Raw genomic sequence first — 22,471 nt, forward strand, 5'->3', positions numbered from 1 at the left:
CCCCCGCCCCGGACGGCGACCGCGAACCCCCGGCCGTCCTCGCCGGGCTGCTCCTTGACGCCCCCGTGCCCTGACCCAGCGCGCGGGCCCGGCGAGAACCGGCGACCAGAAACGGTCAACCGCCCCGGAGCCCCGCCCACGCGGGAATCCCACGGATCGAACAGAAAGGACATCCACCATGCAGCCGAGCCTCGATGACCTGTTCACCGACCCCGAGACCCTGACCGTCCCGGACGACGCCGAGGAGTACACGAAGAAGAACGGCTCCTCCGACATCCCGACCAAGTACGACGAGATGTAGCCACCCCTGCCGCTTCACCTGTGGGGCGGGCGTGTGAGCGTCCGCCCCGCCCCTCTCGGAGGTGCCGTGTTCCGCCTGCGTTCCACCCCGACTGACGACCCGCCCCACCTGCGCTGGGAGCCCACCGGCCGCTACCGGAGCGGCGCCTCCTGGATCGAGCCGTTCACCCACCCCGTCCTCGAACACGGCGCCATCGTCCGCCGCTCCGACCAGCAGGCGGTCATCGTCAATCGGGAACGCCAGCGCGCCGTCCGCACCTGGTGCCACACCCCAGGACCGCACGTGGTGGATGACGCCGTCTACGAGCAGCGGCTGGCCGAGGTGCGGTCCTGGCCCCTCGCCCACACCCTCGTCCACGTGGATCGCGGCGGCCTGCGTGTGGAGGCGAGCCGGTGGGGTGCCGCCCCGATGCACCTGGCTGAGGTCGACGGTGAACTGCGCGGATCGTGGGACCTACTCGACCTCGCGCCGCTCATCGACACCTGCCGGCTGAACGAGCTGGAAGTGGTGCGGTTCCTCACCTACGCCACGCACTACTCGGCCCAGACCCTGCTCGCCGACGTCATCACGGTGACCGAACGCGCCACCGCCGCCCACGACGCCCGTGGCCTGCGCATCACCTACCCCGCGCCGGGCCTGCACGCCCAGCCCCGCACGCTCAAGCCCGGCGCCGATCCGGTGGGCTTCTTCGAGCACGCGCTGGCCGAGGTGGTGCAGCGGTGGGACGTCGACCCTGATGCGGCGGTCGCCGACGTCTCCGGCGGTATGGACTCGGCGAACGTCGCCGTCACGCTCGCCCAGCTGCACCCCGGCCGCGTGGCCACCGGCGCGATGATGCTTGTCGGCCCCTACCGCGAGCAGCAGGCCCGCCGGCGCCGGGAACTCCTCGCCGACGGGTTCGCCGAGGATCACCGGTTGGAGATGATCGCGCAGCTGCCGTTCGCGCCGGGCGGGCCGCGCGACCGCGGCGAGCCGTTCGACCCGCAGGAGGGCCCCTACGCCGAGGCCCGGAATCTGCTGCTGGACCGCTACGCCGCGGCCGGCAAGCGCGTGGTGTTCACTGGGCTGGGCGGCGACGAGATGATGAAGCTGCGCCGCGCCGAGGCCGCCGCCCTCGGCCTGGCCGCGCAGGCGCCGCCGCTGCGCGCCACCGAGGACGGGGTGCCGGTCTTCCTTGGGGAGCGGGGACGCGCTCTGCTGCCGCGCCGCTTCGACGGCCTGGCGCCGATCGGCCCTACCCTGTGGTCGATCCTGGACTGCTTCTCCGCGCTGTACCCGCACTACATGAAGCGCGGACTGTGGCCGATCAACCCGCTCGCGGCGCCGTCCATCGTGCGGCTGGCGGAGTCGCTGGCCGCGCCGTGGCGCGCCAAGAAGCACCTGCTGCGGGAACGGCTACGCCACCGCGGATTCTCCACCGACGTCGTCCACCCGGAGCTGCCGGAGAACTTCCAGCACATCCTCGACCTGGCGATGCGCCGCCACGGCGCCGCACTCCTGGAACACCTGGTGGATGAGGGGGCGCGGCTGGTCGCCGACGGCTACCTGGACGAGACCGAACTGCGCCGCGCGGCCCGGACGTTCGCCGTGACGGGGCGGCGGACGTTCGACGTCTACCGGCCCCTCATGCTGGAGATGGCGTTGCGGTCCCTCACCCGCTGACCGGCGCCACAACGGGCAGACCGGGCTGATACTGGGCGGGCCGGGTCATGATGTAGCCGGTCCGGCCGCGCCGCTCCACCTCACGCAGCAGCGTCCAGCCCTGCACCTCGCAGTAGTAGCGGGCCAGCCCCGCCTCGAACGCCCCCCGCCGCACCGCCGTCGCGCCGGTGCGCGCGGCGTGGTCCAACGCCCATCGCGCGATCACGTGCCCCAGCCGCCGGCCGTCGGTGGGAAGCGTCCAGGTCGAGGCGAGGAACAGCGCGGGCTGCGCCCGCTCGTGCTCGGTGAACGCCCACGCCGGGCTGTCCTCGAACACCGTCGTGCACCCCACGACGGTGCTGTCCTCCTCCAGCACCCACACCGGGAAGTCCGGATCACCCGCCTGCTCGGCGATGGTCTCCGCAGCGCCGTCGAAGACCCGCATCCCACGGCTACGCATCCACCCAGCGCGGGCCTCCACCATCGCCGCGACACCGTCACGGTCACCGGCATCAGCCGGCCGCATCCGAAACATCAGCGCCTCCCAGCATGCACGGTGCCCACCCTATGACGGGCACGCCGACCCGGCCCGGTAATGACGAGAACCGCCCCGCTCACCATCACGGCGAGCGGGGGCGGTGTTGTTCAGATGGGCATGCCGAGCAGCAGCCGGGTGGGAGCGCTCGAATCGTGGTCAAATAGCTCCGAATGTGGAGCGACGCATTCTTTGTCTCATCTGAGCGGTTTCCGACAATTTCCTGCAGCTGCTAACACAGATTGGCCACGGTCGGTCGTTCAGGGGTAACACCGACCACCCAGGAGAAGACCAGAAGAGACGGGAATTCTGGAGTAGCTACGGAGGTTGCCACAATGGCGTCCAAGTCACCAGCGAAGACGACCAAGCGGATACTGACCACAGCGGCAGCACTCACCACGGTACTCGTGGTCACCCCAGGGAGCGCGCATGCCTCAGCAGCGCAGGACCCCGCTGGCGCTGGGTTTCGGCTACCCGGGTGTGCCGTGACCTATCTGCCGAATGCGGACAGTACCGCAGGAGCGGAGTGCCTACAGGCCGAATCTGCCCATGCCCGCGCAGCTTCAGCTGCCGGAGTGACGATCACCCTCTATGAGAACGGGCCATACGGATCGGATGCCATGCGCAGGGGTGAGGCCTGGAACCTGACGTATTCCGGGTGGTACAAGCTGCCTTTCTTCATGGACAATGAAGCGAGCGCATGGCGCTCTTACTGCACAGAAGGTCACTTCTTCGACGTCGATCCCTATTCGGGCGGGACCGCTCATTTCCCTGCCCGGTCCTCGGGCAACTTCCCCCGTGGCGGCGTCGGAAACGACCGGCTCTCGGGGGTCGCGCCCTTCCGGAGCTGCTGAGGTCAGAGCGAATCACACGGGCGCCGCCGGACTCTTCGCCTGGAAGGGCAAAGTCCGGCGGCTCTTTAAGCGCCGATACGTCATTCCAGACAGAGCCTCCCCGGCCCCATTCGGCTTCCTCACTGGGATGCAGTCAGTTAGCTGGTTCAGATCGGCATGCCCAGAGTGAGCCGGGCCGGGGCGGGCGGGGTGGGCGGTTCGGGCCCGGGGTCGATCCACGGGCCGTCGCTGACGGCGACGTGGGAGACGTACAGCGGCGGCCACCGTCGGCCGAGTTCGTAGTCCATGGCGGCGCGGGTCTCGGGGCCGGGGATGCCGTCCGCCGGTGACAGGCCGCGCGACGTCTGGAACGCGACGACCGCGTTGTAGGTGGCGTTGCCGAAATCCCCGTCCGCGCCCGCAGGACCCAGCGAGTACCCGAGGTCCAGCAGTTCCAGTTGGAGCGCTCGCACCTCGGCGCCCTGGTCGCCCCAGTACAGGGTCGGCCGGCGCCGGTACCGGTACCCGGTGAGTTCCACCGTGGCCCCGCCGAGTGCCGCGTTCGACCAGGTGAGGACGCGCGGATCCACGACCTGTGCCACACCGCGGCGACGATCCTGTACGAGGAGGGATCCGACCTGAAGGACATCCAGCCCGCGCTCCGGCACACCCGGTTGCAGACCACGGTGGAGGTGTACACCCACTTCACGAAGAAGACCCAGCTCCGCACGGCGAACGTGATGGACGGCGCGCTGTCGCGGATGAACCTGGTGGCGTCGAAGTAGGCCCCTCACAGGGACGTTCGGTCCCTCCCGGATCGCCTCGAACTCTCTCGGTTGCTACACCCGTCGCTACACCTGAGAGGGTAAATGACGAAGGCGCCTACCTCGCTGAGGTAAACGCCGTGGTCAGAGTGTGCGCACCCGGGAGGATTCGAACCCCCAACCTTCTGATCCGTAGTCAGACGCTCTATCCATTGAGCTACGGGTGCCGATCTTCGGTTGTGGCGCCCGGGAAGACCTTGGGTCTCCCTGGGAACGACTAAGACTCTACCACGCTCCCCGGAGCGGATTGCCCGCGTTGTGCGGCCCGCGGCGCAGTGTGTAGGTGGTTCCCGCGCGGGTCTGCAGTACGAGGGTGGTGGGCGGGGTGAGACGGCTCCGAGGGCGGGGGTCGGTTGGGGCGGTGATCGTGAAGGGGGTGCGGAACAGCGGCACTGCGCAGGCGGAGGGTGCCGGTTGCGGGCGGTGTGCACCGTGATGGTCGTTGGTTGACACTCCGTCCAGGTGATGTCCACGGTCAGGTCGCCGCGGGCGCGCAGGCCGGTGTCCCACAGGTGGTGGTGCGCATCGACGCGGTGGAGTGCCGCGGGCGGAGTTCCGGTCATTGATCACCTCCGGTTTTCGGATGTGCGGGCCGGGCGGGAGTGTCGGCGGCCGGGGGCGGACGGACGGCAACCGGCGTTTCCTGGTCGGCGAGGGGGAACGGGCCGGAGGCGGACGGGAACGGGGGCGGCCTGCGCGTCATCCGGCTCCTCGCGGAGGATCGGTACCGAGGGGGACCGGGAGCGGCGGGACGGGCCGGCCGCTCCGGGACGGTCGGGCGATCTGCTCGGCCCCTATCCCGCGGGTCGACCGACCACCAGACGCCCGGGTGACTCGCGGCTCGTCGGGGCTCGGTGGTCGGAGTGGGCAGAGTGGTCGGACCACGTCCGCCGGTCTTCGAGCGAGTGAAGTGGACGCCGCAGGCCGCGGCTCGCCGATCTTCCCATGCACCTGGGGCCACGCCGCCGCAGGCCGGGCGTGTCGCGGACCGCCGTCCAACGGAGCCCGGGCCACCCGACGAGGGACGTCCCCAGGCCGCTCGGTTTTCCACAGGCTGGGGATACCCCTTGGCGGAGACCGGTTGCGGCCGCGCCGCGGTCGCCGACCGGGCCGGCAGCCACCGCAGGGCGTACGGGACGGAGCACGTCGGCACCGGCGCGCCCGCGGTCCCCGTCCGGGCGGCCCCGGACCCGCTCCCCGGACACCGCAGCGGCCCGCGCTCCCCTGCGGCCCTTGACACGAGGCTGCCCGGAACGTACTAGTGGTCAGACCAATCCGTTCGGTAGCGGACCCCGCACCCCCTCCCTCGCTGCACCTCGATCCCGCGTCCGCGCACCCGAGACGACGTCCGTCCGGCCCACCACGGCGTGAAACGGCCCTGCCAGCCGAGGTGGTGAGAGATTCCGAGCGTCGGGCGGGCGGCGTGGGAGGAGCGGACGCGGGACCTGCCGCGGGCCCGGATCGTGTCCTCCCGGATAGTCGCGACCTCCGGCGGGCGGCAGCCGCCGCGAGCACCCGGGTCACCTGCGGCGGTCGCCGTGCGCGCGGGCCGTCAACTTGTCGGCGAGGAGTCGCGCGGTGACCTGGTCGAGGCGCCGGGCCGCGGAGGGCTCCAGTGTCTTCAGCCCCAGGGGCACCAGCCGAGCACGGTCCACCGCCGTGAGGGAGGCGGTGGGAGGTGATTCGATGAAGCCATGGATCGGCGCGATCGCTCGTTCCACCGGCTGAGCCGCGATCGCGGCAAGCACCTTGAGGGTGAATCGGGCCGGTGGGCTGACGTGCTCCCTCGCGGCGGCACCGCTTCGGGTGAACCCGGGATGGTAGAGCACGTACGGTACCTGGTCGCCGTGCCGTTCCGCCATGGCGACCCCGAGCAGATCATTGGCCCGCCCCGCCTGGAGTTGTGCGGCCACGACGCGATACCGGTCGCGCAGTTGAAGGTCGTCCCAGTGGATCTGCCCGGCGGTCGCTCCGACGCCCGCGACGTTGACGATCACCGGTCCGGGGGCCTGCGACAGGAGGGGCATCAGCCCGTGGCCCAGGATGTACCGGCTGAGGTAGTACAGCGCGAACGTCGACTCGAAGCCGTCGACGGTCTCGACGCGTTTCGGAGACGGCCGGTTGGCCCCCAGCACCAGGGCGTCGATGCTTCCGTGCCGGCCGACGTGGTCGAGCACCGCCTGGTTCCCGGCGATCGTGCTGAGGTCGGCCCGCACGAACTCGATCCGACCCTCCAGGCCAAGCTCCGCGGCGTCGCTGAGGAGGCGGTCCCCTCTCGCCTGGCTGCTGCCGATGGCGATCGCGTGGTCACCTCGCGCTGCGCGTCCAAGCGCGAGGGCGCGGCCCATGCCGTCGCTGCCCCCGGTGATCACGACTGTCCGGCCGGTCCGGTCGGCATGCCGGTTGACCATCAGGACCTCCTGGTTACCTTTGGTAAGTAGCACCATCATCGGTAACCGTCTGGAGTTCCGAAAGAAGGCAGTTTGATGTCAGCAGCGAACACCGGTGTTCCCTCCCCACTCGACACCGCGCTGCCGAGTCCGGTGCCGAGTGAGGAGCACGAACGGTGTCCGGTGGCCGGCGTGCTGCGGCGCATCGGCGACAAGTGGACGGTGCTGGTGATCGTGTTGCTCGGCCAGCGGCCGCATCGATTCAATGAACTGCACCGCGGCATCGAAGGGATCAGTCAGCGGATGCTGACACGCACCCTGCGCGGCCTCGAAGAGGACGGCCTGGTCAACCGGGAGGTGTTCGCGACGGTGCCGCCCAGCGTGCGGTACAGCCTCACCCCGCTGGGCCGCAGCCTCCTGAGTCCCCTGTCGGCGCTCGCCACCTGGGCCGTCGAGAACCAGTCGGCGATTGCCGCGAGCCGGCGCGCCGGTAGTGTCCGGGCCGGCGGCTAGCGGCTCCGCTCGGTCGGCCACCCGGCTGCCGCGAGGGTGCGGATCGTGTCCATGACCGTCCGGGCGGCCGGGGCCGTCCAGCGGTCGCGGTGCCGCACGAGCTGGACGGGCACGTCGGGCAGCCGCGGCTGCGGGATCACCCCGAGTCGGCCCGCCGCGATGTCCGGGGCGATGCTGACCTCCGGGAGCAGCCCCAGCCCCAACCCGGCGGCCACGCAGGCGCGCACCGACTCGATGCTGCCGAAGCGGGTGAGCCTGGGCCGGGCGTCCGGGATCCGCCGCAGCCGGTCGGCCAGGTCGTCGCAGTAGCCGCATCCCTCCTCCAGCAGCACGAAGGACTCCGCGGCCAGTTCGGGCCAGGTGGCCTCCCGGCCGACCAGCGGATGGCCGGGGGCGGCGACGAGGACCGGCCGCTCGTGCCCGATCGGCTCGGCGTGCACCCGGGGCGCGGCGACGTCGGCGTCGAGCAGCAGCGCGAGGTCGAGCTGTCCGGCGGTGATCCGGTCGAGCGCCTCGGACTTCCCGGACGCGACCAGCCGGATCTCGATGCCGGGGTGTGTCCGGCGCAGGGCCATGACGGCGCCGGGGAGCCGGTAGGCGCACAGCGACTCGGTCGCGCCCACGGTCACCAGCCCCGTCTCGGCGGAGTCGGCAGCGGCCTCGGCGCGCAGCCGGGCCTCCGCGGCGAGGACGCGGTCCGCGTGGTCGAGCAGCCGGCGGCCTGTCTCGGTGAGCACGGCGCCGGAGGGAACCCGGTCGAAGAGCCGGGCGCGCAGTTCCCGCTCCAGCGTCCGGATCTGCACGGTGACGGTGGACTGCGCGAGGTGCAGCTCGGCCGCCGCCGAGGTGAAGCCGCCAGTTCGGGCGAGCGTGACGAACGTGCGCAGCAGCCGGGTGTCCATAACCGCAGCATACGGGCACAGATCGAAGTAATCGATGGCGCATATCGAAAGCCATCGTTTGCTCTGATGTGCGCAGGTGCGGCACTCTCGACCACATGGACGTGCAGCGCTACAGCGCCTTCACCGACCACCCCGCAGGAGGCAACCCGGCCGGCGTCGTCCTCGACGCCGCGGGCCGCAGCGACGCCGAGATGCTCGCGGTCGCCGCCGATGTGGGGTACTCCGAGACCGCCTTCGTCACGAGCCGCGACGAGCGCAGCGGGGCCTACCGGCTGCGCTACTTCAGCCCGCTCGCCGAGGTCGCCTTCTGCGGGCACGCGACGGTGGCGACGGCCGTGGCACTGGCGGAGCGCGACGGCCCCGGCGACCTGCTCTTCGACACGCCCGCCGGAGAGATCGCGGTGCGGACGGCTACCGATGGGCCGGGCATCGTCGCCACGCTGACCAGCGTCGCCACCAGATCCCGGCCCGCCGAGGACGCCGAAGTGGCCGACGCGCTGGCCGCCCTGCGCTGGACCCGTGCCGACTTGGACCCCGGGTTCCCCGCCCACGTCGCCTTCGCGGGCAACGACCACCTCGTGCTGGCCGCCGCCTCGCGCGCCCGGCTGGCCGACCTCGACTACGACTTCCCGGCGCTGCGGACCCTGATGGAGCGCGCCGGCTGGACCACCGTCCACCTGTTCTGGCGGGAGGGCCCGGCCGTCTTCCACGCCCGCGACCCGTTCCCGGTCGGCGGGGTGGTCGAGGACCCGGCGACCGGCGCCGCCGCGGCGGCCTTCGGCGGCTACCTCCGCGCGCTCGGCCTGGTCGAACGCCCCACGCGGATCACCGTCCACCAGGGCGAGGACATGGGTCGGCCGAGCCGGCTGACGGTGGACGTCGATCCCGCCGACTCCCGCATCCGGGTCACCGGGGGCGCGGTCCGCATCGCGTGATGCCGCTGCGGCCGCGCCCGCACCGGCAGAGAAGGAGGACGTGCGCGGGCGCCACACCCGCCGGTCCGGCACAGCGCCCGCCACGGGGAGGGCGGACGGACGTCCGCGCTGGCGCGGCACCGCCGCCGGAGCGCCGGACCGGGGCAGCCGCCGGGCACGACGCGAACGGCAGGCCGACCGCCACCCGGCGGTCGGCCAGCCGTCAGCTTTCCGGCGGCGTCAGGACGTCGCCTTGGCCACCGCCGAAGCCCAGATGTCCACAGCGGCGTCGATCTGCTCGGCCGTGACGATCAGCGGCGGGATCATCCGGACCACGTTGCCGTGCGGTCCGCAGGTGAGCAGCAGCAGGCCCTGCTCGGCGGCGATCTGGTGGGCCCGGGTGGCCGCCTCGGTGGCCGGGGACCCGTTCGACGCGGTGAACTCGCTGGCGAGCATCAGTCCGAGCCCGCGCACGTCGCCGATCGCCGGGTGCGCGGCCGCCACCTCGGCGAGGCCGGCGCGCAGCCGCTCGCCCATCCGGGCCGCGTTCTCGACCAGCCCCTCCTCCTGGATGACGTCCAGGGTGGCGAGCGCCGCGGCGCACGAGACCGCGTTGCCGCCGTACGTGCCGCCCTGCGACCCCGGCCACGCCTTCTCCATGAGCGCGCTGGGCGCGGCGATCGCCGAGAGCGGGAAGCCGCTGGCCAGTCCCTTCGCCGTGATGACGATGTCCGGGGTGATCCCGGCGTGGTCGTGGCCCCAGAACCGGCCGGTGCGCCCGAAACCCGTCTGGACCTCGTCCAGGACCAGCAGGAAGCCGTGCTGGTCGGCGCGCTCGCGCAGTCCCGTGAGGAAGGCCGGGGGCGCCGGCACGTACCCGCCCTCGCCCAGTACGGGCTCGATGAAGACGGCCGCGGTGTCGCGTGGCGAGCTGACCGTGGCGAGCAGGTAGTCGAACTCGCGCAGCGCGAACTCCACCGCCTGGTCCTCGCTCATCCCGTACCGGTAGGCGTAGGGGAACGGCGCGATGGCCACTCCGGGCATGAGCGGCCCGATCCCGGCGCGGATCTTCACGCCGGAGGTGGTGAGCGACGCGGCCGCCATGGTCCGGCCGTGGAACGAGCCCTGGAAGACGATGGCGTTCTGCCGCCCGGTCGCCTGCCGCGCCAGCCGGAGCGCCGCCTCCACGGCCTCGCTGCCGGAGTTGACGTAGAACAGCCGGTCGATCCCCTCGGGGAGCACCGTGCCGAGGCGCTCGGTGAGTTGCAGCAGCGGCCGGTGCATCACGGTGGTGTACTGGCCGTGGATGAGGGTGCCGACCTGGCGCTGCGCCGCCTCGACCACCTTCGGGTGGCAGTGGCCGGTGCTGGTGACGCCGATGCCGGCGGTGAAGTCGAGGTAGCGGCGGTCGTCCTCGTCGTAGATGTAGACGCCTTCGCCGCGGGCGGCGAGAACCGGCGTCGCCTGCTTCAGTACCGGGGAGAGTGCGGCCGGCGGTTCAGCCATTCCCTGACCTCATTTCCTGGACGGCTTCCCGAGATTCCGTAGGATTGTTGACAATCTAGCGGCGACAGAGCCATGCAATCATCCGTGCCGGGGTGGTGTCCAGGTTGACGGACCCGCCGCAGCCGACGTTCGCACCGGCCGTTAAGCACCGTGCCGGCGGGGGAAGGCGTAACCAGTGGGGCGTGTTCGGGGCGACGATCCCCGGCGCGCCCCGCGAGAATCGAACCCGGAAGGGGACGCGAGAACCATGACCGCGGCAGACCGCGAGGCACAGGTCATCGACCAGGTCTCCAAGCAGCTGTTCATCGGCGGCCAGTGGCGCGACGCCGGTTCCGGCGCCACGTTCAAGGTGGAGGACCCCGCCACGGGCGCGGTGCTGTGCGAAGTGGCCGACGCCGGAACGGACGACGCCTTCGCCGCGTTGGACGCGGCCTCGGCGGCCCAGCCGAGCTGGGCGAAGCACCCGCCGCGCGAACGCGGCGAGATCCTGCGCCGCGCCTACGAGCTCCTCATCGAGCGGCAGGACGACCTCGGCCTGCTCATGACGCTGGAGATGGGCAAGCCGCTCGCCGAGGCGAAGGGCGAGATCGCCTACGCGGCGGAGTTCTTCCGCTGGTTCGCCGAGGAGGCGGTGCGGATCGAGGGCGGGTTCTCCATCTCGCCCAACGGCCAGGCCCGCTTCCTCATCATGCGCCAGCCCGTCGGCCCCACCATGCTCATCACCCCGTGGAACTTCCCCATGGCCATGGGCACCCGCAAGATCGGCCCGGCGGTCGCCGCCGGCTGCACGATGGTGCTGAAGCCGGCTCACCAGACCCCGCTGTGCGCGCTCGCCCTCGCCGACATCCTCCGCGAGGCCGGCCTGCCTGACGGCGTGCTCAGCGTCCTGCCCACCACCGACCCGGGCGCCGTCACCGAGCCGCTGCTGCGCGACGGCCGGATCCGCAAGGTGTCCTTCACCGGCTCCACGGCCGTGGGACGCACGCTGCTGGAGCAGAGTGCCGGCCAGGTGCTGCGCACCTCCATGGAGCTGGGCGGAAACGCGCCGTTCCTGGTGTTCGACGACGCCGACCTCGACGCCGCCGTGGACGGCGCCATGCAGGCCAAGATGCGCAACATCGGCGAGGCGTGCACCGCCGCCAACCGGATGTACGTCCACGCGGGGGTGGCCGAGGAGTTCGCCCGCCGCCTCAGCGAGCGGATGGGGGCGCTGCGGATCGGCCGCGGCACCGAGGACGGCGTCCAGGTGGGGCCGCTCATCGACGACCGGGCCCGCCGCAAGGTGCAGGGACTCGTGGACGACGCGGTGGGCCGCGGCGCCAAGGTCCTGATCGGCGGGGAGCCGGGCGACGGCGCCGGCTACTTCTACCGGCCCACCGTGCTCGCCGACGTCCCGCAGAGCAGCGAGCTATCGCACACCGAGATCTTCGGCCCCGTCGCGCCGATCATTCCGTTCGAGACGGAGGAGGAGGCCATCGCGGAGGCCAACGACACCGAGTTCGGGCTGGTCAGCTACGTGTTCACCCAGAACCTCGGCCGGGCGTTCCGCGTCTCCGAGGCGCTGGAGACCGGCATGGTCGGGCTGAACCAGGGCATCGTCTCCAACCCGGCGGCGCCGTTCGGCGGCGTGAAGCACTCGGGCCTGGGCCGCGAGGGCGGCCGGGTCGGCATTGAGGAGTTCCTGGAGACGAAGTACGTGGGGATCGGCGGGGTGTGACGGCCCGGCCCGTCGATCGGCCGTCGTGAGAGCGGGGCGGGCGGCCCGCGCCGTCCGCCGCCGCCGGCGGGACCGCCGCGTTCCGGCCCATGGTGTCAGGCGTTGTGGGCCGGTGTTCTGAGCACCTCGGTCAGAGCCGAGACGCTGTGCTCGCCGTGACCCGCCGCGGCCGCTCGCTTCACCAGCTCGTGCAGGGGGGCGAGCCAGTCCGTGTCCACGTTCGTCTCCTCGGTCAGATCCTTGTCGTGGGCCATGCCCGAGAGGAAGAGGTTCACCGAGGAGGCGGCATCGGTGTAGTCGCCGCTGTCGATCTCCTTGGCATAGAGCGGCAGCAGGGACTTGATCATGTCCAGCCACTTGGCGGAGAACCGCACCATGCTGGTTGCCTCCAGCCCACGGGCCTGGACGGCCGCCGCCCCCTGGAAGAAGCCGACGAGCGTGGGCAGCAGCATGGCGCCTACGGCCATCTCGTACAGGGCGGCCAGATCGTGCTCGGCTCCCAGGTGGACGGTATCGCCGCCTAGGACCTTCAGTGTCGTCTCGTACTCGTCGAAGACCGTCCGGTCGCCGCTGTAGTACAGCAGGGTGTCCGGCGCGCCCACGGCCGCCGGCACGTTCTTGACCGCTCCGGCCAGAAACCGGGCGGCATGCCCGCTCGCCCACTCGGCCATGGCGCGGGCGCCGGCGGGCGAGCCACTGTTCAGCGTGACGAGGGCACGCCCGGACAGCGCCGCCGCGGCCGGCTCCAGGGCGGAGCGGGTGTCCTCGAAGGTGGTCAGACAGGTGATGACCAGCGGGCTGGCCTCGACCGCGGCCCGCACATCCGTGGCATGGACGGCTCCCTTGGCCACCAGCGGAACGGCCTTGGTAGCAGTGCGGTTCCACACCGTCGTCAGGTGCCCGGCGTCGACGAACGCCTCGGCCAGCGCCCGGCCCATCGAGCCCAGCCCGACGACGGTCACGGGGGTGCGGTGGTCCTCGGTCATGCGTCACTCCAGTCAGTAGTCGGATTGCCGGCCACGAAAGCGCGGACGAGAGCATCCCGCGTGGCGCTCGTCCATCCTGGAGCGGCACACACATTTCATCAAGTACCTACAATTCTGTCAGGTACCAACAGATTTGTTAGTGGGAGTGCCGGTGGCCAAGCGGAGCTACACGTGCGGACTTGATGCCGCCATCGCCGTCATGGGCGGCAAGTGGAAGGGCCTGATCCTGTTCTCACTCGGTGAAGGGCCGGTGCGCTTCGGCGAGTTGAGACGGGCGGTGCCGGGTATCAGCGAGCGGATGCTGACCCTCCAGCTCCGGGAGATGGAGGCCAGCGGCCTGGTGCACCGCGAGGTCTACAACCAGGTCCCGCCCAAGGTGGAGTACTCGCTGACCGAGTTCGGCAGGTCCCTCAACACGGCACTCGCACCGCTCGGGGAGTGGGGCGAGAAGCATATGGAGCGCATCGAGGCCCTTCCCTGACCAGAGACCGCGTCCCTCCGGCGCGTGACCCGCCGGAGGGATCGCCGTGGCACGCGCGGGGAGCGGACATCAGCCGTTGCCGCGTTTGACCTTGCGGTTACTGGAGGGGGGAACCTGGAGCCATGCTCTCCATCAGCGACTTCAGCGAGATGTGCAACCTGTCCCCGCAGACGCTGCGGTTCTACCACTCCGAAGGGCTGCTCGTCCCGGCCGAGGTCGATGAGCAGACCGGCTACCGCTTCTACACCTTCGACCAGGTCGAGCGGGCCGTGCTGGTCACCGCGCTGCGTGGCACGGGGATGAGCGTCAAGCTCGTCCGGCGCGCACTTGACGAACCGGACACGGCCGCCGACCTGCTGCGGCAGCACGTCAGCGAGGTGCGGCGCCAGCGGCAGGCCCAGGACGAGGCGATCAGGGATGCGCGCGAGCTCCTCGGCTCATGGCCGGAGGTGCGGCGGCGCCGCACACCCGCGATGACCGTGGTGTCCAAGCCCATGCCCGGCCCGGCGGCCGGGGGCGACCAGTACGACTGGGACGAGACCGATGCCGCCTTCACCGCCACCGTCCGGGAGATGGCCGCGGCCGTGGAAGCGTGCGGCGCCGTCGTGGCGGGGACCCCCTGGCGCACCTGGGCCACCGAGACGCCGGAGCAGAAGCGGCAGAGCCTCACCACCGAGGGACCGCACTGGCTGGTCAAGATCCCCGTCACGGCCGATGCGGGGGCGCTCGCCGCCCTGCCCGACGACGTCGAGGTGCAGGACTTCGAGGCGCGGGACGAACTGTCGATCTTCCTCCCGGGCCGGAGCTCGATGGCCAAGTACGGAACCGCGATCTCCCGCCTGGCCACGCACCCGCTCGATGCCGCCTTCGCCGACGTCTCCCGCATGCGCCAACTGCTGCACGAGGACGGCGTCGAGACGGCGATGGCGGTCTGCGAGCTCGGCGAGGCGGACGTGACCGAATGACCCGGTGTGCGCCGGAGGTCCCCTGCGGCGGCCGTGGACGGCAGGGTGCGGTGTCCTGGACGGACACCGCACTCGTGCTTGGCGGCGGCCTGTGGTTACAGCTCGCCGCTCTTGGCGGCGGTGATGAAGGCGGACCACTCAGCGAGCGGGAGGGTGAGGTGGCCGGCCTCGGGGTGCTTGGAGTCGCGGAGGGCGATGGTAGTGGGGAGAGCGGCGTACTCGACGCAGTTCGAATCACGTCCGCTGTAGGAGGACTTTGACCAGACAGCACCGACGCACTCGACGCAGTCGGAGTCGCGGCCACTGTAAGAGCTCTTGAACCACTGCATAACCGGGTTCGTTACTGTCTGGACTCTGGGGGACGTCATGCCGTTTCCAACTCCTTTGCGATGGAATTGACCAGATTCATAGAATTTTCGGCGCTCAGGGCGACGTCGCGCAACCTGTCGGCTTCTTTGCGGAAGAAGCTGATTTCGTGGTCAGCTTCCAGGAAGAGGCCAGTGATCTTGTGCTCGATGTGGACTACAGGCTTTTGTCCGGCGAAGTCCACCAGCGAGAACGAGCCGTCGAGCCCGCTGTATCCGCCGACGAAGCAAGGCACCACGCGCAGCGTGACGTTGGGCCGCTCCATGGCGTCCAAAAGGTGACGTAGTTGCCGCACCATGATGCGCGTGTTGCCCCAGATGCGGCGGAGTGCGCCCTCATCGACGATCGCTTCTAGCTTTGGTGCTTCGTCACGGCTCAGGACTGCTTGGCGCCCCATGCGGGCCGCCACCCGCACCTCCAAGTCATGGGGTGGGAGGCCGCACGCCTTCATGAGCGCTCGGGCGTAGTCGGAGGTCTGCAACAGGCCAGGGATGAGAAGCGCCTGCCACGTCAGAATGCTCCGAGCTTCGGCTTCGAGCTGGATCATGGTGCGCGACTCTCGCGATAACCCGGTGGATTCCCAGAGTCCGCTCTGTCCTGTCTTCTCAGCGCGCGCGAGCAACCTCTCCCGATTTTGACCGGTGACGCCATAGATGACCAGTAGTGAGGCGACGTCTTGTGACTTCACCCCTTGCTGACCGTTCTCGATACGGGAGATCTTCGAGGACTGCCACCCCAGTTGGTCGGCGACGTTCCGCATGCTCAGCTTCTTAGCTTCGCGTAGTGCGCGGAGTTCGCCACCCAGTCCGCGACTGGCGATGCCCATGAATCCTCCGAACGATCGAGAGACTGTACCGAGCCTAGCGAGAAGCTCATTTCGGCTTCTTACCTTCGGGATAGAGCAGCGTTGCTAGCTTCGTGAATGCTGTGGAAAGACTAGCAACGGAATCGCAGCGCTGCTTTTATGAAAGCAGCAATCGCAGCACTCTCATGCTCTGGAGGTGGCTTCCTTATGTCCAGTAATGTCACTCTTTGTGTTGACGTAACAGCACATAGCAATAGTCGTCAGGTGATGTTGGCCCACCTCGCCGCCGAACTACGCAAGCGGGGCCGCCGGACGCTCATCGCCCTCTCGAACACCGACCACCCCGTCCTCTACACCGTCCTCGCCGACGGCCGCCGCGTCGCCGTCCTCGTCGCCGAGCACCACGGCACCTGGTGGTATGTCTGGGGCCGGGCGGGGCAGGCGTCCGCCGGCAGTCCAGAGCTGGCGGCCCGGATGATCGATCCGTCCGAGCAGGGGAACGTCACCGACCTGTCCCGCCATCGGGCCCGCCTCGGCGCGCGGGTCCCGGCCGTCATCGCGGCCTCCGAGCTCACGGCGGTGGCGTGATGCGCGGCGAGGACAGCATCTACACCCTCAAGCGGGCGCGGCTCTTCCCCGGGACTCGGGACCAGGTGCGCGAGGCGCGCTGGTGGGCGCGGACCCATACCCGGCCGTTCCCGGACGTGGTGGACCGGGTGGAACTGGTGATCAGCGAGCTGTTCACCAACGCGGTGCGGCACACCGCATCGGGGGAGGACGGGGGGACCGTCCTCTGCACGCTCGTCGGCCTGGTCTATGGCACCGTCCACCTGGAGGTGCTGGACCTCGGACCGCGCTCCGACCGGCCGAAGACCGTGGCGCGCATCATGATGCCCGATCCGGAGCGCCCGGGCGGCTGCGGGCTGTTCCTCACCGCCGCCCTCACCAAGGAGTGGGGCCGGATACCCGCTGAGGCCGGACCGGGCTACCTGGAGCGGGGCTACACGAGCGTCTTCGACGCCGAGCCGGCCTCCGCGCCCGCGCCTCCCTGGAGCGCCCCTGCCACCACCGGTGCGTCCGAGGGCGGCTCCGGCCGCGACGGTTACACGGGGCCCATGGTGACCTGGGCCGTCTTCACGACCATGGCGACGCTACCCGCAACCGGCTGACGGCCCGGGCAACCTCCCGGACCCGGCATCCCTGGGCGCGCGATTGTCCGCGCCCCTTCACTCCGCCGGCTCGGAGAACGTTCGACCCGCAGCGTTCGACCGAGTCCGACATCACGTCCAGCGGCTGTCACACCACGTTCGCCGTCACGCACAGCCGCTTCCCCCAGCGCCCTCCCGGCGCCCGGTTCCCATGTCAGTGAAACCGTGAACGCGGCATGGGGGCAGCAGTACGGGAACCCGACCCGGCCCCGCCAGGTCAGAGGTTCCAACCCGGGCCCTCCGGCCCGTCCAGCCACACCCGATGCCGTCCGTCCTTCGTCACGGTCAGGCCTGCCGGTCCGACCCCGGGCGTCCGTGGTCGTGCCACTCCGCCAGCGCGACCTCGATCTCCGTCCAGAGTCGGCGCGGTCCGCCCTGGTCGATCCGCCATCCTCCGGCTTCGGGAACCACCCGGGCCCACGACGGTCCGTCAGTGGCTGACAGCCAGACCGTAAGCCCGTGCTCGCCCGGGCGCATCCCGTACCGCCAACGCGGAACGCGGACCGACAGCCCGAACGCCGCTGCCCCTTCGAACAGCACGCTGGTCGGGTCGTGCTCGACGTGTCGAGTCTCCTCGGCGTCTCGACCCAGATCGTGCGGCCGAACCATGGGCGGCCGTTGGGCACGCAGCCACATGAACGCCACTCCACCGAGGAACTCCCCGGTCGCGGTCCCGTCGCCGCCGATCCGCAACCGCGCCAGCACGCCGACAGGCCCGTCCATCGCCGCCCAGGGCGTGAGGATCACACCGCCCGGCGCGGTCTGTTCCCGCCAGGCCCGTGGAACGCATGAGACGGTGCAGGTCGCGATGATGCGTGCGTACGGCGCTCGGGAGGGAAAACCGTCCTCGCCGTCGAAGACGTGCACGGTGGGCGCGTACCCGGACCGCGCCAGGGCACCTCGCGCGTGGTTGATGACGGCTGGGTCAACGTCGACGCTGGTGACCCGGCCGGAGCCCAGGATCTCGGACAACAGCGCCGCGTTCCATCCGGTGCCGGTGCCGATCTCCAGTACCGTCCCTGACGGCGGCAGGTCGATCAGGTCTGCGGCCTCCAGCATCCGCGCGACGACCCCGGGGGCGGAACACGACGACGAGGACATTCCCCGCCGGACGGCCGGGTCGCCGTCGTCGGTCTGGGTGATGATCGGCTCGTCGGAGTAGACGGCAGCAAGCCACCCGGCGTGGTCGGTCGTGGCATCAAGCGGGGCACCGTTGTCGGTGCGCGCGCCGGTGAGCGGGACGAACCTTTCACGCGGTACCGCACGGAACGCGTCCGCGAGCGCGGGATGTCTCAGCCGACCGGAGTCGAGCAATCGCGCGGCCAGCGCGTCAGGGGAGGTCACAGCTTTTCACCGATCACCATCGGATCGCCTCGGGAGCTGCCTTGCCAGTCGTCGGGCAGGGGTGGGCCTCCCACCTGTTCGGGCAGCAGACGACCGAAAGATGGATGTACGCCCCGCTCTGAAGCCACCGACCGCAGACGGCGTCGGCACCCTGGTTCAGGGAAGCGAGCCAGAACCCATGAGTGTCGGCCAGCGGCAGCCAGGTCGGTAGCGGGTGAAGGAGCCGGTCGAGCACGCTCATGTACTGCTCCCGCATCCATTGCGCGGCCTCTGTTGGATCATCCCAAGTGTGGGCGATGCGCTGTCGTGGTCGGCGGAGGTTCCAGCACATTCGTTCCGGCGGGAGGTCAGAAGACTCGAATCCAGGGCTGCCCAGTGTGCGCTCGATTCGCCGACTGTCCAACTCGGTACCAGCCCCGTGCCACTCATACCCGTGGTAGTGCATACCCTGCCCTGTCTTCACGTGAAGGCCCTGGCCACGCCCGTGGCCAGGGCCCGGTCATGGTCCTGGTCAACTGGTCAAGCGATGCTGGCGCGCGTAGCCGCGTACGAATGCCTGCACCTCAGCTCGGGTGAAGCGGAGTTCCGGCCGATCAGGGTGCTTGGTGTCGCGAATGGCGACGACATCGCCCTGCTCCGCAAACCAGACGCAGGTCTCGTTCTCTTCCTCTTCGTTGTTTCCGCCGCAGAAGGCGGTCCACGGGGAGGTGATTACAGTGTGGTAGATGTCGTTTTGCATCTCACCCCTTATTTGTGGAGATTGGGGAGAAATGGACGGTGAGCGGGCGCATGTTGAGTGGGGAGTGGGAGCTGCCTGGCTTTCTGGGTGAATGAAACTAGAAGATGTCGGTCCCGTATCTCAACCGAGTTGCACGAAGTCGAACGGGCTCTATGGGCCCTAGTCGTATCGCGCCCTCCCGCGTTGAGACGGTTGCGCCTGTTGTACGAGCATCCGTTAGCGGGCTGGCCAGGTCAAGGGAATTGACCGAAGGTGGTCGTTGGTCGTTCGGATCTATTTTAATAAAAATGGATCCATGTGGTTTCTGGGAAGATTCTGATTAAAAGGTGCTCAGTACGGGCTCGTGCCGAAAGGGCGGTCCCGGGAAGGAGGGTGGTAGCGGCCGTAAACCGCCGCTACCACCCTCCCCGGCCGTCAGATTGTCAGTGCTGCGGCACAACCGGCGGGAACGGGATCTCGGCGAGGATCGGGATCAGTGACCGCTCCTCGTAGTCGAGATGCGCCGTCAGCTCCTCCGCCATCCGGTCCAGTTCCGCGCGGAACCGCTCGGGGCTGGCGGTGCCGATGTCGGCGAGCAGGGCGAGCAGTTCGCCCTTGATGCGCTCGACGGTCCGGTGCTCCTCACGGAGCCGGTCGATGGCGTCGCGCAGGTGGGGGTGCTGCTCCGCGAGGGCGGGGAACATGCCCTTGTCCTCGGAGGTGTGGTGGAACTCCAGGGACTCGCAGAACGCCAGGCAGTGCTGGCGGATCTGCAGCCCGAGCCCGGGGCCCGGCGGGTCGCCCGGGCCCTGGTGGGAGGCGCGGGCGGCGAAGTAGGCGTCGGTCTCGGCGCGGACGTGCCGCAGCTGCGAGCGCAGCCAGCGGTGGATCTCCACGAGCTTCTCGGCGAGATTCGCGGCCGGGGGCAGCTCCGCCTCCGCCTCGGGCTGCGAGCGTTCCAGGACGACCACCGGGATCACCCGGCCGGTCTTGGCCTGGTAGTCGGCGTAGCCGGGGGCCGCGCGCACGACGTGCTCGAACAGGGCGTCACGGCGCGCGCCCTCGGCGGGGACCGCGATGGCGCCGAACTCCTCGGTACCCACCTCCACCCGGACCATCGGGTGGGCCAGCAGGTTGTGGTACCAGGCGGGGTGGTGGTCGGCGCCGCCGGCCGAGCCGACGATGAGCAGGTCGTCGCCGTGCCGGACGTAGCCGAGCGGAACGGTGTGCTCGGCCCCCGATCGGGCGCCGGTGGTGGTCAGCAGCAGCAGGTCGGCGCCCTCGAAGGGGCCGCCGACCTTTCCGCCGTTGGCTCGGAACTCCTCGACGATCGACTGGTTGAAGGACGCGAAGGACGCGAAGGACGTGGACATGCGGTGTGGGCTCTCCAGGGCATAACGAGGGGCCGCGGTGGCCGCGGCCATGGCGGTGGGGTGCGCGGTGCGCGCACGGAACGTCGGCCGCACGTGAACCCTCGCCCCGGAACGGGACGCCGATCGGAGCACCGTGCCGCGCGGCCGCCGGGGACGGCGGCTGTCGACGGCCGGGCATGTGACATCACGGGAGCGGTGCCGGGCACCGCGGGAGACGGGGAACGGGGGACGACGCGCGGGGCGCTGAGCGTCAGACGATGACGGAGTGCGGACTCATCAAGGCGTCGTCCCTTCGTGAATGGTGCCCGCTTGACCACCGGCCTGCCCACTGCTCTCGGCCGGCGTCACGCTGCACGCCGACCGTTATAACCGCGGTGTCGGTGGCGTGTCAACGCCGTGTCCGGACCGGAACGCCGTCCCGGGACTGACAGCAGATGTCAGGTAGCGGCTGCCAGGATCGGCTGCGCGACGCCGGAGAGGCGTCGTGATCTGCGGGAACACGCGCCAGCCGAAGGAGACGGGGAGCAAATGACAGCACCGCTGAAGGACAGGGTCGCTCTGGTCGCGGGAGCCACGCGCGGCGCCGGGCGGGGGATCGCCGTCGAGCTCGGCGCGGCGGGGGCCACCGTCTACGTGACCGGCCGCACCACCCGCGAGCGGCGCTCGGAGTACGGCCGCCCCGAGACCATCGAGGACACCGCCGACCTCGTCACCGCCGCGGGCGGGCACGGCATCGCGGTACCGACCGACCACCTGGAGCCCGAGCAGGTCCGCGCCCTGGTCGAACGGATCGACGCCGAGCAGGGCCGCCTCGATGTCCTGGTCAACGACATCTGGGGCGGCGAGCTGCTGTTCGCGTGGGACGCACCCGTGTGGGAGCACGACCTCGACCGTGGGCTGCGGCTGCTCCGGCTCGCGGTGGACACCCACGCGATCACCAGCCACCATGCGCTCCCGCTGCTGCTGCGCCGCCCCGGCGGGCTGGTCGTGGAGATGACCGACGGCACCGCCGAGTACAACGCCGCCAACTACCGGGTGTCGTTCTTCTACGACCTCGCCAAGGCGTCCGTGCTGCGCATGGCGTTCGCGCTCGGCCGCGAGCTCGGCCCGCGCGGCGCCACCGCGGTGGCCCTGACGCCCGGATGGATGCGCTCGGAGATCATGCTGGACCACTTCGGGGTCACGGAGGACACCTGGCGGGACGCCCTGGAGCGGGAGCCGCACTTCGCCATCTCCGAGACTCCCCGCTACGTCGGACGCGCGGTCGCCGCGCTCGCCGCCGATCCGCAGGCGGCCCGCTGGAACGGCGCGTCGCTGTCCAGCGGCCAGCTGGCGCGGGAGTACGGCTTCACCGACCTCGACGGCTCGCAGCCCGACAGCTGGCGGTACTTGGTAGAGGTGCAGGACGCCGGGAAGCCCGCCGACGTGACCGGGTACCGGTGACCAGGGCCGGGTCGGCCGGTCACCGGCCGGTCCGGCACCCCGACGTGTGGGACGCCGCCTCGCTGGCGGCCGCACCCGCGTCCCCGGCGCGGATCGCGTCGAGGAGCCGCGCGTGGTCCATGTACTCGTCCGGCCGGAGCCCGGCGCCGAAGTGGTCGCGCAGCGAGTCCCGGACCACCTCGCCCAGGTCCGCGTACAGCTCCGCCAGCACCTCGTTGCGGGAGGCGGCCACCACCGCGAGGTGGAAGGCGGCGTCGGCGTCCACGAAGGCGTCGCGGTCACCGGCCTCCCAGGCCCGCTCGCGCCGCTCCAGCAGTCCGGTCAGCCGCTCCAGGTCCTCGGCCGTGCGCCGCCGGGCGGCGAGGCCGGCCGCGGTCGCCTCCAGGGAGCCGCGCAGTTCGACCACGTCGCGCTGGTCCGCGTCGGCGAAACGGCGCCGCATCACTCCGGCGAGTTCGCTGGTCGCCACCACGTAGGTGCCGGAGCCCTGGCGGATGTCGAGGAGGCCGTTGTGGGCGAGCGCCCGCACCGCCTCCCGGACGGTGTTGCGGGCCACCTGGAGCTGCTCCGCGAGTTCGGGTTCGGTGGGAATCCGCGTCCCGACCGGCCAGGCGCCGGAGGTGATCTGGTGGCGCAGCCGGACGATGACCTCGTCGGACAGTCCGGAGCGGCGGGGGACCGGAGGCAGATTCATTGGATGATTCTA

Annotated in this window: 23 protein-coding genes and 1 tRNA gene; 11 read left to right on the plus strand and 13 right to left on the minus strand. The window is 70.5% G+C overall.

Translation table 11 applies throughout. From position 1 onward, the window contains the following. The first annotated feature begins 178 nt into the window (after positions 1-178). Positions 179-301: a hypothetical protein gene (locus DEF28_RS28755; protein WP_258862752.1), complete on the plus strand. Its 123-nt coding sequence runs from the start codon at positions 179-181 to the stop codon at positions 299-301. Positions 302-367: 66 nt separating this feature from the next. Continuing rightward, positions 368-1,963, plus strand: a complete 1,596-nt coding sequence (locus tag DEF28_RS00885) for a hypothetical protein (RefSeq protein ID WP_114400755.1) — start codon at positions 368-370, stop codon at positions 1,961-1,963. Here the strand turns inward: DEF28_RS00885 and DEF28_RS00890 are convergent. After that, the gene (locus DEF28_RS00890) at positions 1,953-2,402 is read right to left on the minus strand and encodes a hypothetical protein (RefSeq protein ID WP_233515012.1); all 450 of its coding nucleotides are present in this window, start codon (positions 2,400-2,402) and stop codon (positions 1,953-1,955) included. The two genes, DEF28_RS00885 and DEF28_RS00890, sit on opposite strands and share 11 nt — an antisense overlap. A 650-nt stretch (positions 2,403-3,052) precedes the next feature. On the opposite strand from DEF28_RS00890, the gene DEF28_RS27175 reads away from it, so the two are divergent. Continuing rightward, the gene (locus DEF28_RS27175) at positions 3,053-3,331 is read left to right on the plus strand and encodes a hypothetical protein (protein ID WP_147280279.1); all 279 of its coding nucleotides are present in this window, start codon (positions 3,053-3,055) and stop codon (positions 3,329-3,331) included. Between the two features lie 146 nt (positions 3,332-3,477). On the opposite strand, the gene DEF28_RS27915 is transcribed toward DEF28_RS27175, so the two are convergent. The 3 genes from DEF28_RS27915 to DEF28_RS00910 all read right to left on the minus strand — a co-directional run bounded on the left by DEF28_RS27915 (position 3,478) and on the right by DEF28_RS00910 (position 6,584). Then, positions 3,478-3,912 (minus strand): peptidoglycan-binding domain-containing protein, encoded by a 435-nt coding sequence (locus DEF28_RS27915; RefSeq protein WP_233515013.1) that lies wholly within the window; start codon positions 3,910-3,912, stop codon positions 3,478-3,480. A 316-nt stretch (positions 3,913-4,228) separates the two neighbouring features. Continuing rightward, positions 4,229-4,301 (minus strand) — tRNA-Arg (locus tag DEF28_RS00905). A 1,353-nt stretch (positions 4,302-5,654) separates the two neighbouring features. Beyond that, positions 5,655-6,584: an SDR family NAD(P)-dependent oxidoreductase gene (locus tag DEF28_RS00910; protein ID WP_233515014.1), complete on the minus strand. Its 930-nt coding sequence runs from the start codon at positions 6,582-6,584 to the stop codon at positions 5,655-5,657. Between the two features lie 36 nt (positions 6,585-6,620). On the opposite strand from DEF28_RS00910, the gene DEF28_RS00915 reads away from it, so the two are divergent. Then, entirely contained in the window at positions 6,621-7,037 is a 417-nt protein-coding gene (locus tag DEF28_RS00915) for a winged helix-turn-helix transcriptional regulator (protein ID WP_114397809.1), read from the plus strand. Here DEF28_RS00915 and DEF28_RS00920 read toward each other — a convergent pair. Next, a complete protein-coding gene (locus DEF28_RS00920; RefSeq protein ID WP_114397810.1) occupies positions 7,034-7,939 on the minus strand; it encodes a LysR family transcriptional regulator in 906 nt (301 codons plus the stop codon). The two genes, DEF28_RS00915 and DEF28_RS00920, sit on opposite strands and share 4 nt — an antisense overlap. Positions 7,940-8,034: 95 nt before the next feature. On the opposite strand from DEF28_RS00920, the gene DEF28_RS00925 reads away from it, so the two are divergent. Continuing rightward, positions 8,035-8,874, plus strand: a complete 840-nt coding sequence (locus tag DEF28_RS00925; RefSeq protein WP_114397811.1) for a PhzF family phenazine biosynthesis isomerase — start codon at positions 8,035-8,037, stop codon at positions 8,872-8,874. A 219-nt stretch (positions 8,875-9,093) separates the two neighbouring features. On the opposite strand, the gene DEF28_RS00930 is transcribed toward DEF28_RS00925, so the two are convergent. After that, entirely contained in the window at positions 9,094-10,359 is a 1,266-nt protein-coding gene (locus DEF28_RS00930; protein ID WP_114397812.1) for an aspartate aminotransferase family protein, read from the minus strand. A 247-nt stretch (positions 10,360-10,606) separates the two neighbouring features. On the opposite strand from DEF28_RS00930, the gene DEF28_RS00935 reads away from it, so the two are divergent. Beyond that, the gene (locus tag DEF28_RS00935) at positions 10,607-12,076 is read left to right on the plus strand and encodes an NAD-dependent succinate-semialdehyde dehydrogenase (RefSeq protein WP_114397813.1); all 1,470 of its coding nucleotides are present in this window, start codon (positions 10,607-10,609) and stop codon (positions 12,074-12,076) included. A 95-nt stretch (positions 12,077-12,171) separates the two neighbouring features. On the opposite strand, the gene DEF28_RS00940 is transcribed toward DEF28_RS00935, so the two are convergent. Continuing rightward, complete coding sequence (locus DEF28_RS00940) at positions 12,172-13,062, minus strand: NAD(P)-dependent oxidoreductase (RefSeq protein WP_114397814.1); 891 nt, start codon at positions 13,060-13,062, stop codon at positions 12,172-12,174. A 151-nt stretch (positions 13,063-13,213) separates the two neighbouring features. Here DEF28_RS00940 and DEF28_RS00945 point away from each other — a divergent pair, with 151 nt between their 5' ends. Together DEF28_RS00945 and DEF28_RS00950 are read left to right on the plus strand one after the other, a co-directional pair. Continuing rightward, a complete protein-coding gene (locus DEF28_RS00945; RefSeq protein ID WP_114397815.1) occupies positions 13,214-13,543 on the plus strand; it encodes a winged helix-turn-helix transcriptional regulator in 330 nt (109 codons plus the stop codon). Between the two features lie 122 nt (positions 13,544-13,665). Further along, the gene (locus tag DEF28_RS00950) at positions 13,666-14,508 is read left to right on the plus strand and encodes a MerR family transcriptional regulator (RefSeq protein ID WP_114397816.1); all 843 of its coding nucleotides are present in this window, start codon (positions 13,666-13,668) and stop codon (positions 14,506-14,508) included. 95 nt (positions 14,509-14,603) lie between these two features. Here DEF28_RS00950 and DEF28_RS00955 read toward each other — a convergent pair whose 3' ends face one another. Together DEF28_RS00955 and DEF28_RS00960 are read right to left on the minus strand one after the other, a co-directional pair. Continuing rightward, complete coding sequence (locus tag DEF28_RS00955) at positions 14,604-14,837, minus strand: DUF397 domain-containing protein (protein ID WP_233515015.1); 234 nt, start codon at positions 14,835-14,837, stop codon at positions 14,604-14,606. A gap of 35 nt (positions 14,838-14,872) precedes the next feature. After that, on the minus strand, positions 14,873-15,700 hold the full coding sequence (locus DEF28_RS00960; protein ID WP_114397818.1) for a helix-turn-helix domain-containing protein: 828 nt from the start codon (positions 15,698-15,700) through the stop codon (positions 14,873-14,875). Between the two features lie 243 nt (positions 15,701-15,943). On the opposite strand from DEF28_RS00960, the gene DEF28_RS00965 reads away from it, so the two are divergent. Both DEF28_RS00965 and DEF28_RS00970 read left to right on the plus strand, forming a co-directional pair. Beyond that, positions 15,944-16,267, plus strand: coding sequence for a hypothetical protein (locus DEF28_RS00965; RefSeq protein WP_147280117.1), 324 nt, complete (start codon positions 15,944-15,946; stop codon positions 16,265-16,267). Continuing rightward, positions 16,267-16,848 (plus strand): ATP-binding protein, encoded by a 582-nt coding sequence (locus DEF28_RS00970; RefSeq protein WP_114397820.1) that lies wholly within the window; start codon positions 16,267-16,269, stop codon positions 16,846-16,848. Before DEF28_RS00965 ends, DEF28_RS00970 begins: the two co-directional genes overlap by 1 nt. Before the next feature lie 324 nt (positions 16,849-17,172). Here DEF28_RS00970 and DEF28_RS00975 read toward each other — a convergent pair whose 3' ends face one another. The 3 genes from DEF28_RS00975 to DEF28_RS00990 all read right to left on the minus strand — a co-directional run bounded on the left by DEF28_RS00975 (position 17,173) and on the right by DEF28_RS00990 (position 20,322). Next, the gene (locus tag DEF28_RS00975) at positions 17,173-18,231 is read right to left on the minus strand and encodes a methyltransferase domain-containing protein (protein ID WP_114397821.1); all 1,059 of its coding nucleotides are present in this window, start codon (positions 18,229-18,231) and stop codon (positions 17,173-17,175) included. A 511-nt stretch (positions 18,232-18,742) separates the two neighbouring features. Further along, complete coding sequence (locus DEF28_RS00985) at positions 18,743-18,970, minus strand: DUF397 domain-containing protein (RefSeq protein ID WP_114397823.1); 228 nt, start codon at positions 18,968-18,970, stop codon at positions 18,743-18,745. Between the two features lie 422 nt (positions 18,971-19,392). Then, entirely contained in the window at positions 19,393-20,322 is a 930-nt protein-coding gene (locus DEF28_RS00990; protein ID WP_181874292.1) for a nitroreductase/quinone reductase family protein, read from the minus strand. Positions 20,323-20,850: 528 nt separating this feature from the next. On the opposite strand from DEF28_RS00990, the gene DEF28_RS00995 reads away from it, so the two are divergent. Beyond that, the gene (locus tag DEF28_RS00995) at positions 20,851-21,765 is read left to right on the plus strand and encodes an SDR family oxidoreductase (RefSeq protein ID WP_114397824.1); all 915 of its coding nucleotides are present in this window, start codon (positions 20,851-20,853) and stop codon (positions 21,763-21,765) included. Positions 21,766-21,784: 19 nt separating this feature from the next. On the opposite strand, the gene DEF28_RS01000 is transcribed toward DEF28_RS00995, so the two are convergent. After that, the gene (locus DEF28_RS01000; protein WP_114397825.1) at positions 21,785-22,459 is read right to left on the minus strand and encodes a FadR/GntR family transcriptional regulator; all 675 of its coding nucleotides are present in this window, start codon (positions 22,457-22,459) and stop codon (positions 21,785-21,787) included. Positions 22,460-22,471: the final 12 nt, after the last annotated feature.

Origin of the sequence: Marinitenerispora sediminis (genome assembly GCF_003336425.1) — a bacterium.
Classification (GTDB): domain Bacteria; phylum Actinomycetota; class Actinomycetes; order Streptosporangiales; family Streptosporangiaceae; genus Marinitenerispora; species Marinitenerispora sediminis.

What these genes read in the sequence shown, in the direction of transcription:
- DEF28_RS00935 (WP_114397813.1), top strand. Translation starts at nt 10,607, where the DNA reads ATGACCGCGGCAGACCGCGAGGCACAGGTCATCGACCAGGTCTCCAAG.
- DEF28_RS00915 (WP_114397809.1), top strand. Translation starts at nt 6,621, where the DNA reads ATGTCAGCAGCGAACACCGGTGTTCCCTCCCCACTCGACACCGCGCTG.
- DEF28_RS00990 (WP_181874292.1), bottom strand. Translation starts at nt 20,322, where the DNA reads ATGTCCACGTCCTTCGCGTCCTTCGCGTCCTTCAACCAGTCGATCGTC.
- DEF28_RS00930 (WP_114397812.1), bottom strand. Translation starts at nt 10,359, where the DNA reads ATGGCTGAACCGCCGGCCGCACTCTCCCCGGTACTGAAGCAGGCGACG.
- DEF28_RS00940 (WP_114397814.1), bottom strand. Translation starts at nt 13,062, where the DNA reads ATGACCGAGGACCACCGCACCCCCGTGACCGTCGTCGGGCTGGGCTCG.
- DEF28_RS00920 (WP_114397810.1), bottom strand. Translation starts at nt 7,939, where the DNA reads ATGGACACCCGGCTGCTGCGCACGTTCGTCACGCTCGCCCGAACTGGC.
- DEF28_RS00925 (WP_114397811.1), top strand. Translation starts at nt 8,035, where the DNA reads ATGGACGTGCAGCGCTACAGCGCCTTCACCGACCACCCCGCAGGAGGC.
- DEF28_RS00890 (WP_233515012.1), bottom strand. Translation starts at nt 2,402, where the DNA reads ATGCGTAGCCGTGGGATGCGGGTCTTCGACGGCGCTGCGGAGACCATC.
- DEF28_RS00995 (WP_114397824.1), top strand. Translation starts at nt 20,851, where the DNA reads ATGACAGCACCGCTGAAGGACAGGGTCGCTCTGGTCGCGGGAGCCACG.
- DEF28_RS00960 (WP_114397818.1), bottom strand. Translation starts at nt 15,700, where the DNA reads ATGGGCATCGCCAGTCGCGGACTGGGTGGCGAACTCCGCGCACTACGC.
- DEF28_RS00955 (WP_233515015.1), bottom strand. Translation starts at nt 14,837, where the DNA reads ATGCAGTGGTTCAAGAGCTCTTACAGTGGCCGCGACTCCGACTGCGTC.
- DEF28_RS28755 (WP_258862752.1), top strand. Translation starts at nt 179, where the DNA reads ATGCAGCCGAGCCTCGATGACCTGTTCACCGACCCCGAGACCCTGACC.
- DEF28_RS00970 (WP_114397820.1), top strand. Translation starts at nt 16,267, where the DNA reads ATGCGCGGCGAGGACAGCATCTACACCCTCAAGCGGGCGCGGCTCTTC.
- DEF28_RS00985 (WP_114397823.1), bottom strand. Translation starts at nt 18,970, where the DNA reads ATGCAAAACGACATCTACCACACTGTAATCACCTCCCCGTGGACCGCC.
- DEF28_RS00910 (WP_233515014.1), bottom strand. Translation starts at nt 6,584, where the DNA reads ATGATGGTGCTACTTACCAAAGGTAACCAGGAGGTCCTGATGGTCAAC.
- DEF28_RS00950 (WP_114397816.1), top strand. Translation starts at nt 13,666, where the DNA reads ATGCTCTCCATCAGCGACTTCAGCGAGATGTGCAACCTGTCCCCGCAG.
- DEF28_RS01000 (WP_114397825.1), bottom strand. Translation starts at nt 22,459, where the DNA reads ATGAATCTGCCTCCGGTCCCCCGCCGCTCCGGACTGTCCGACGAGGTC.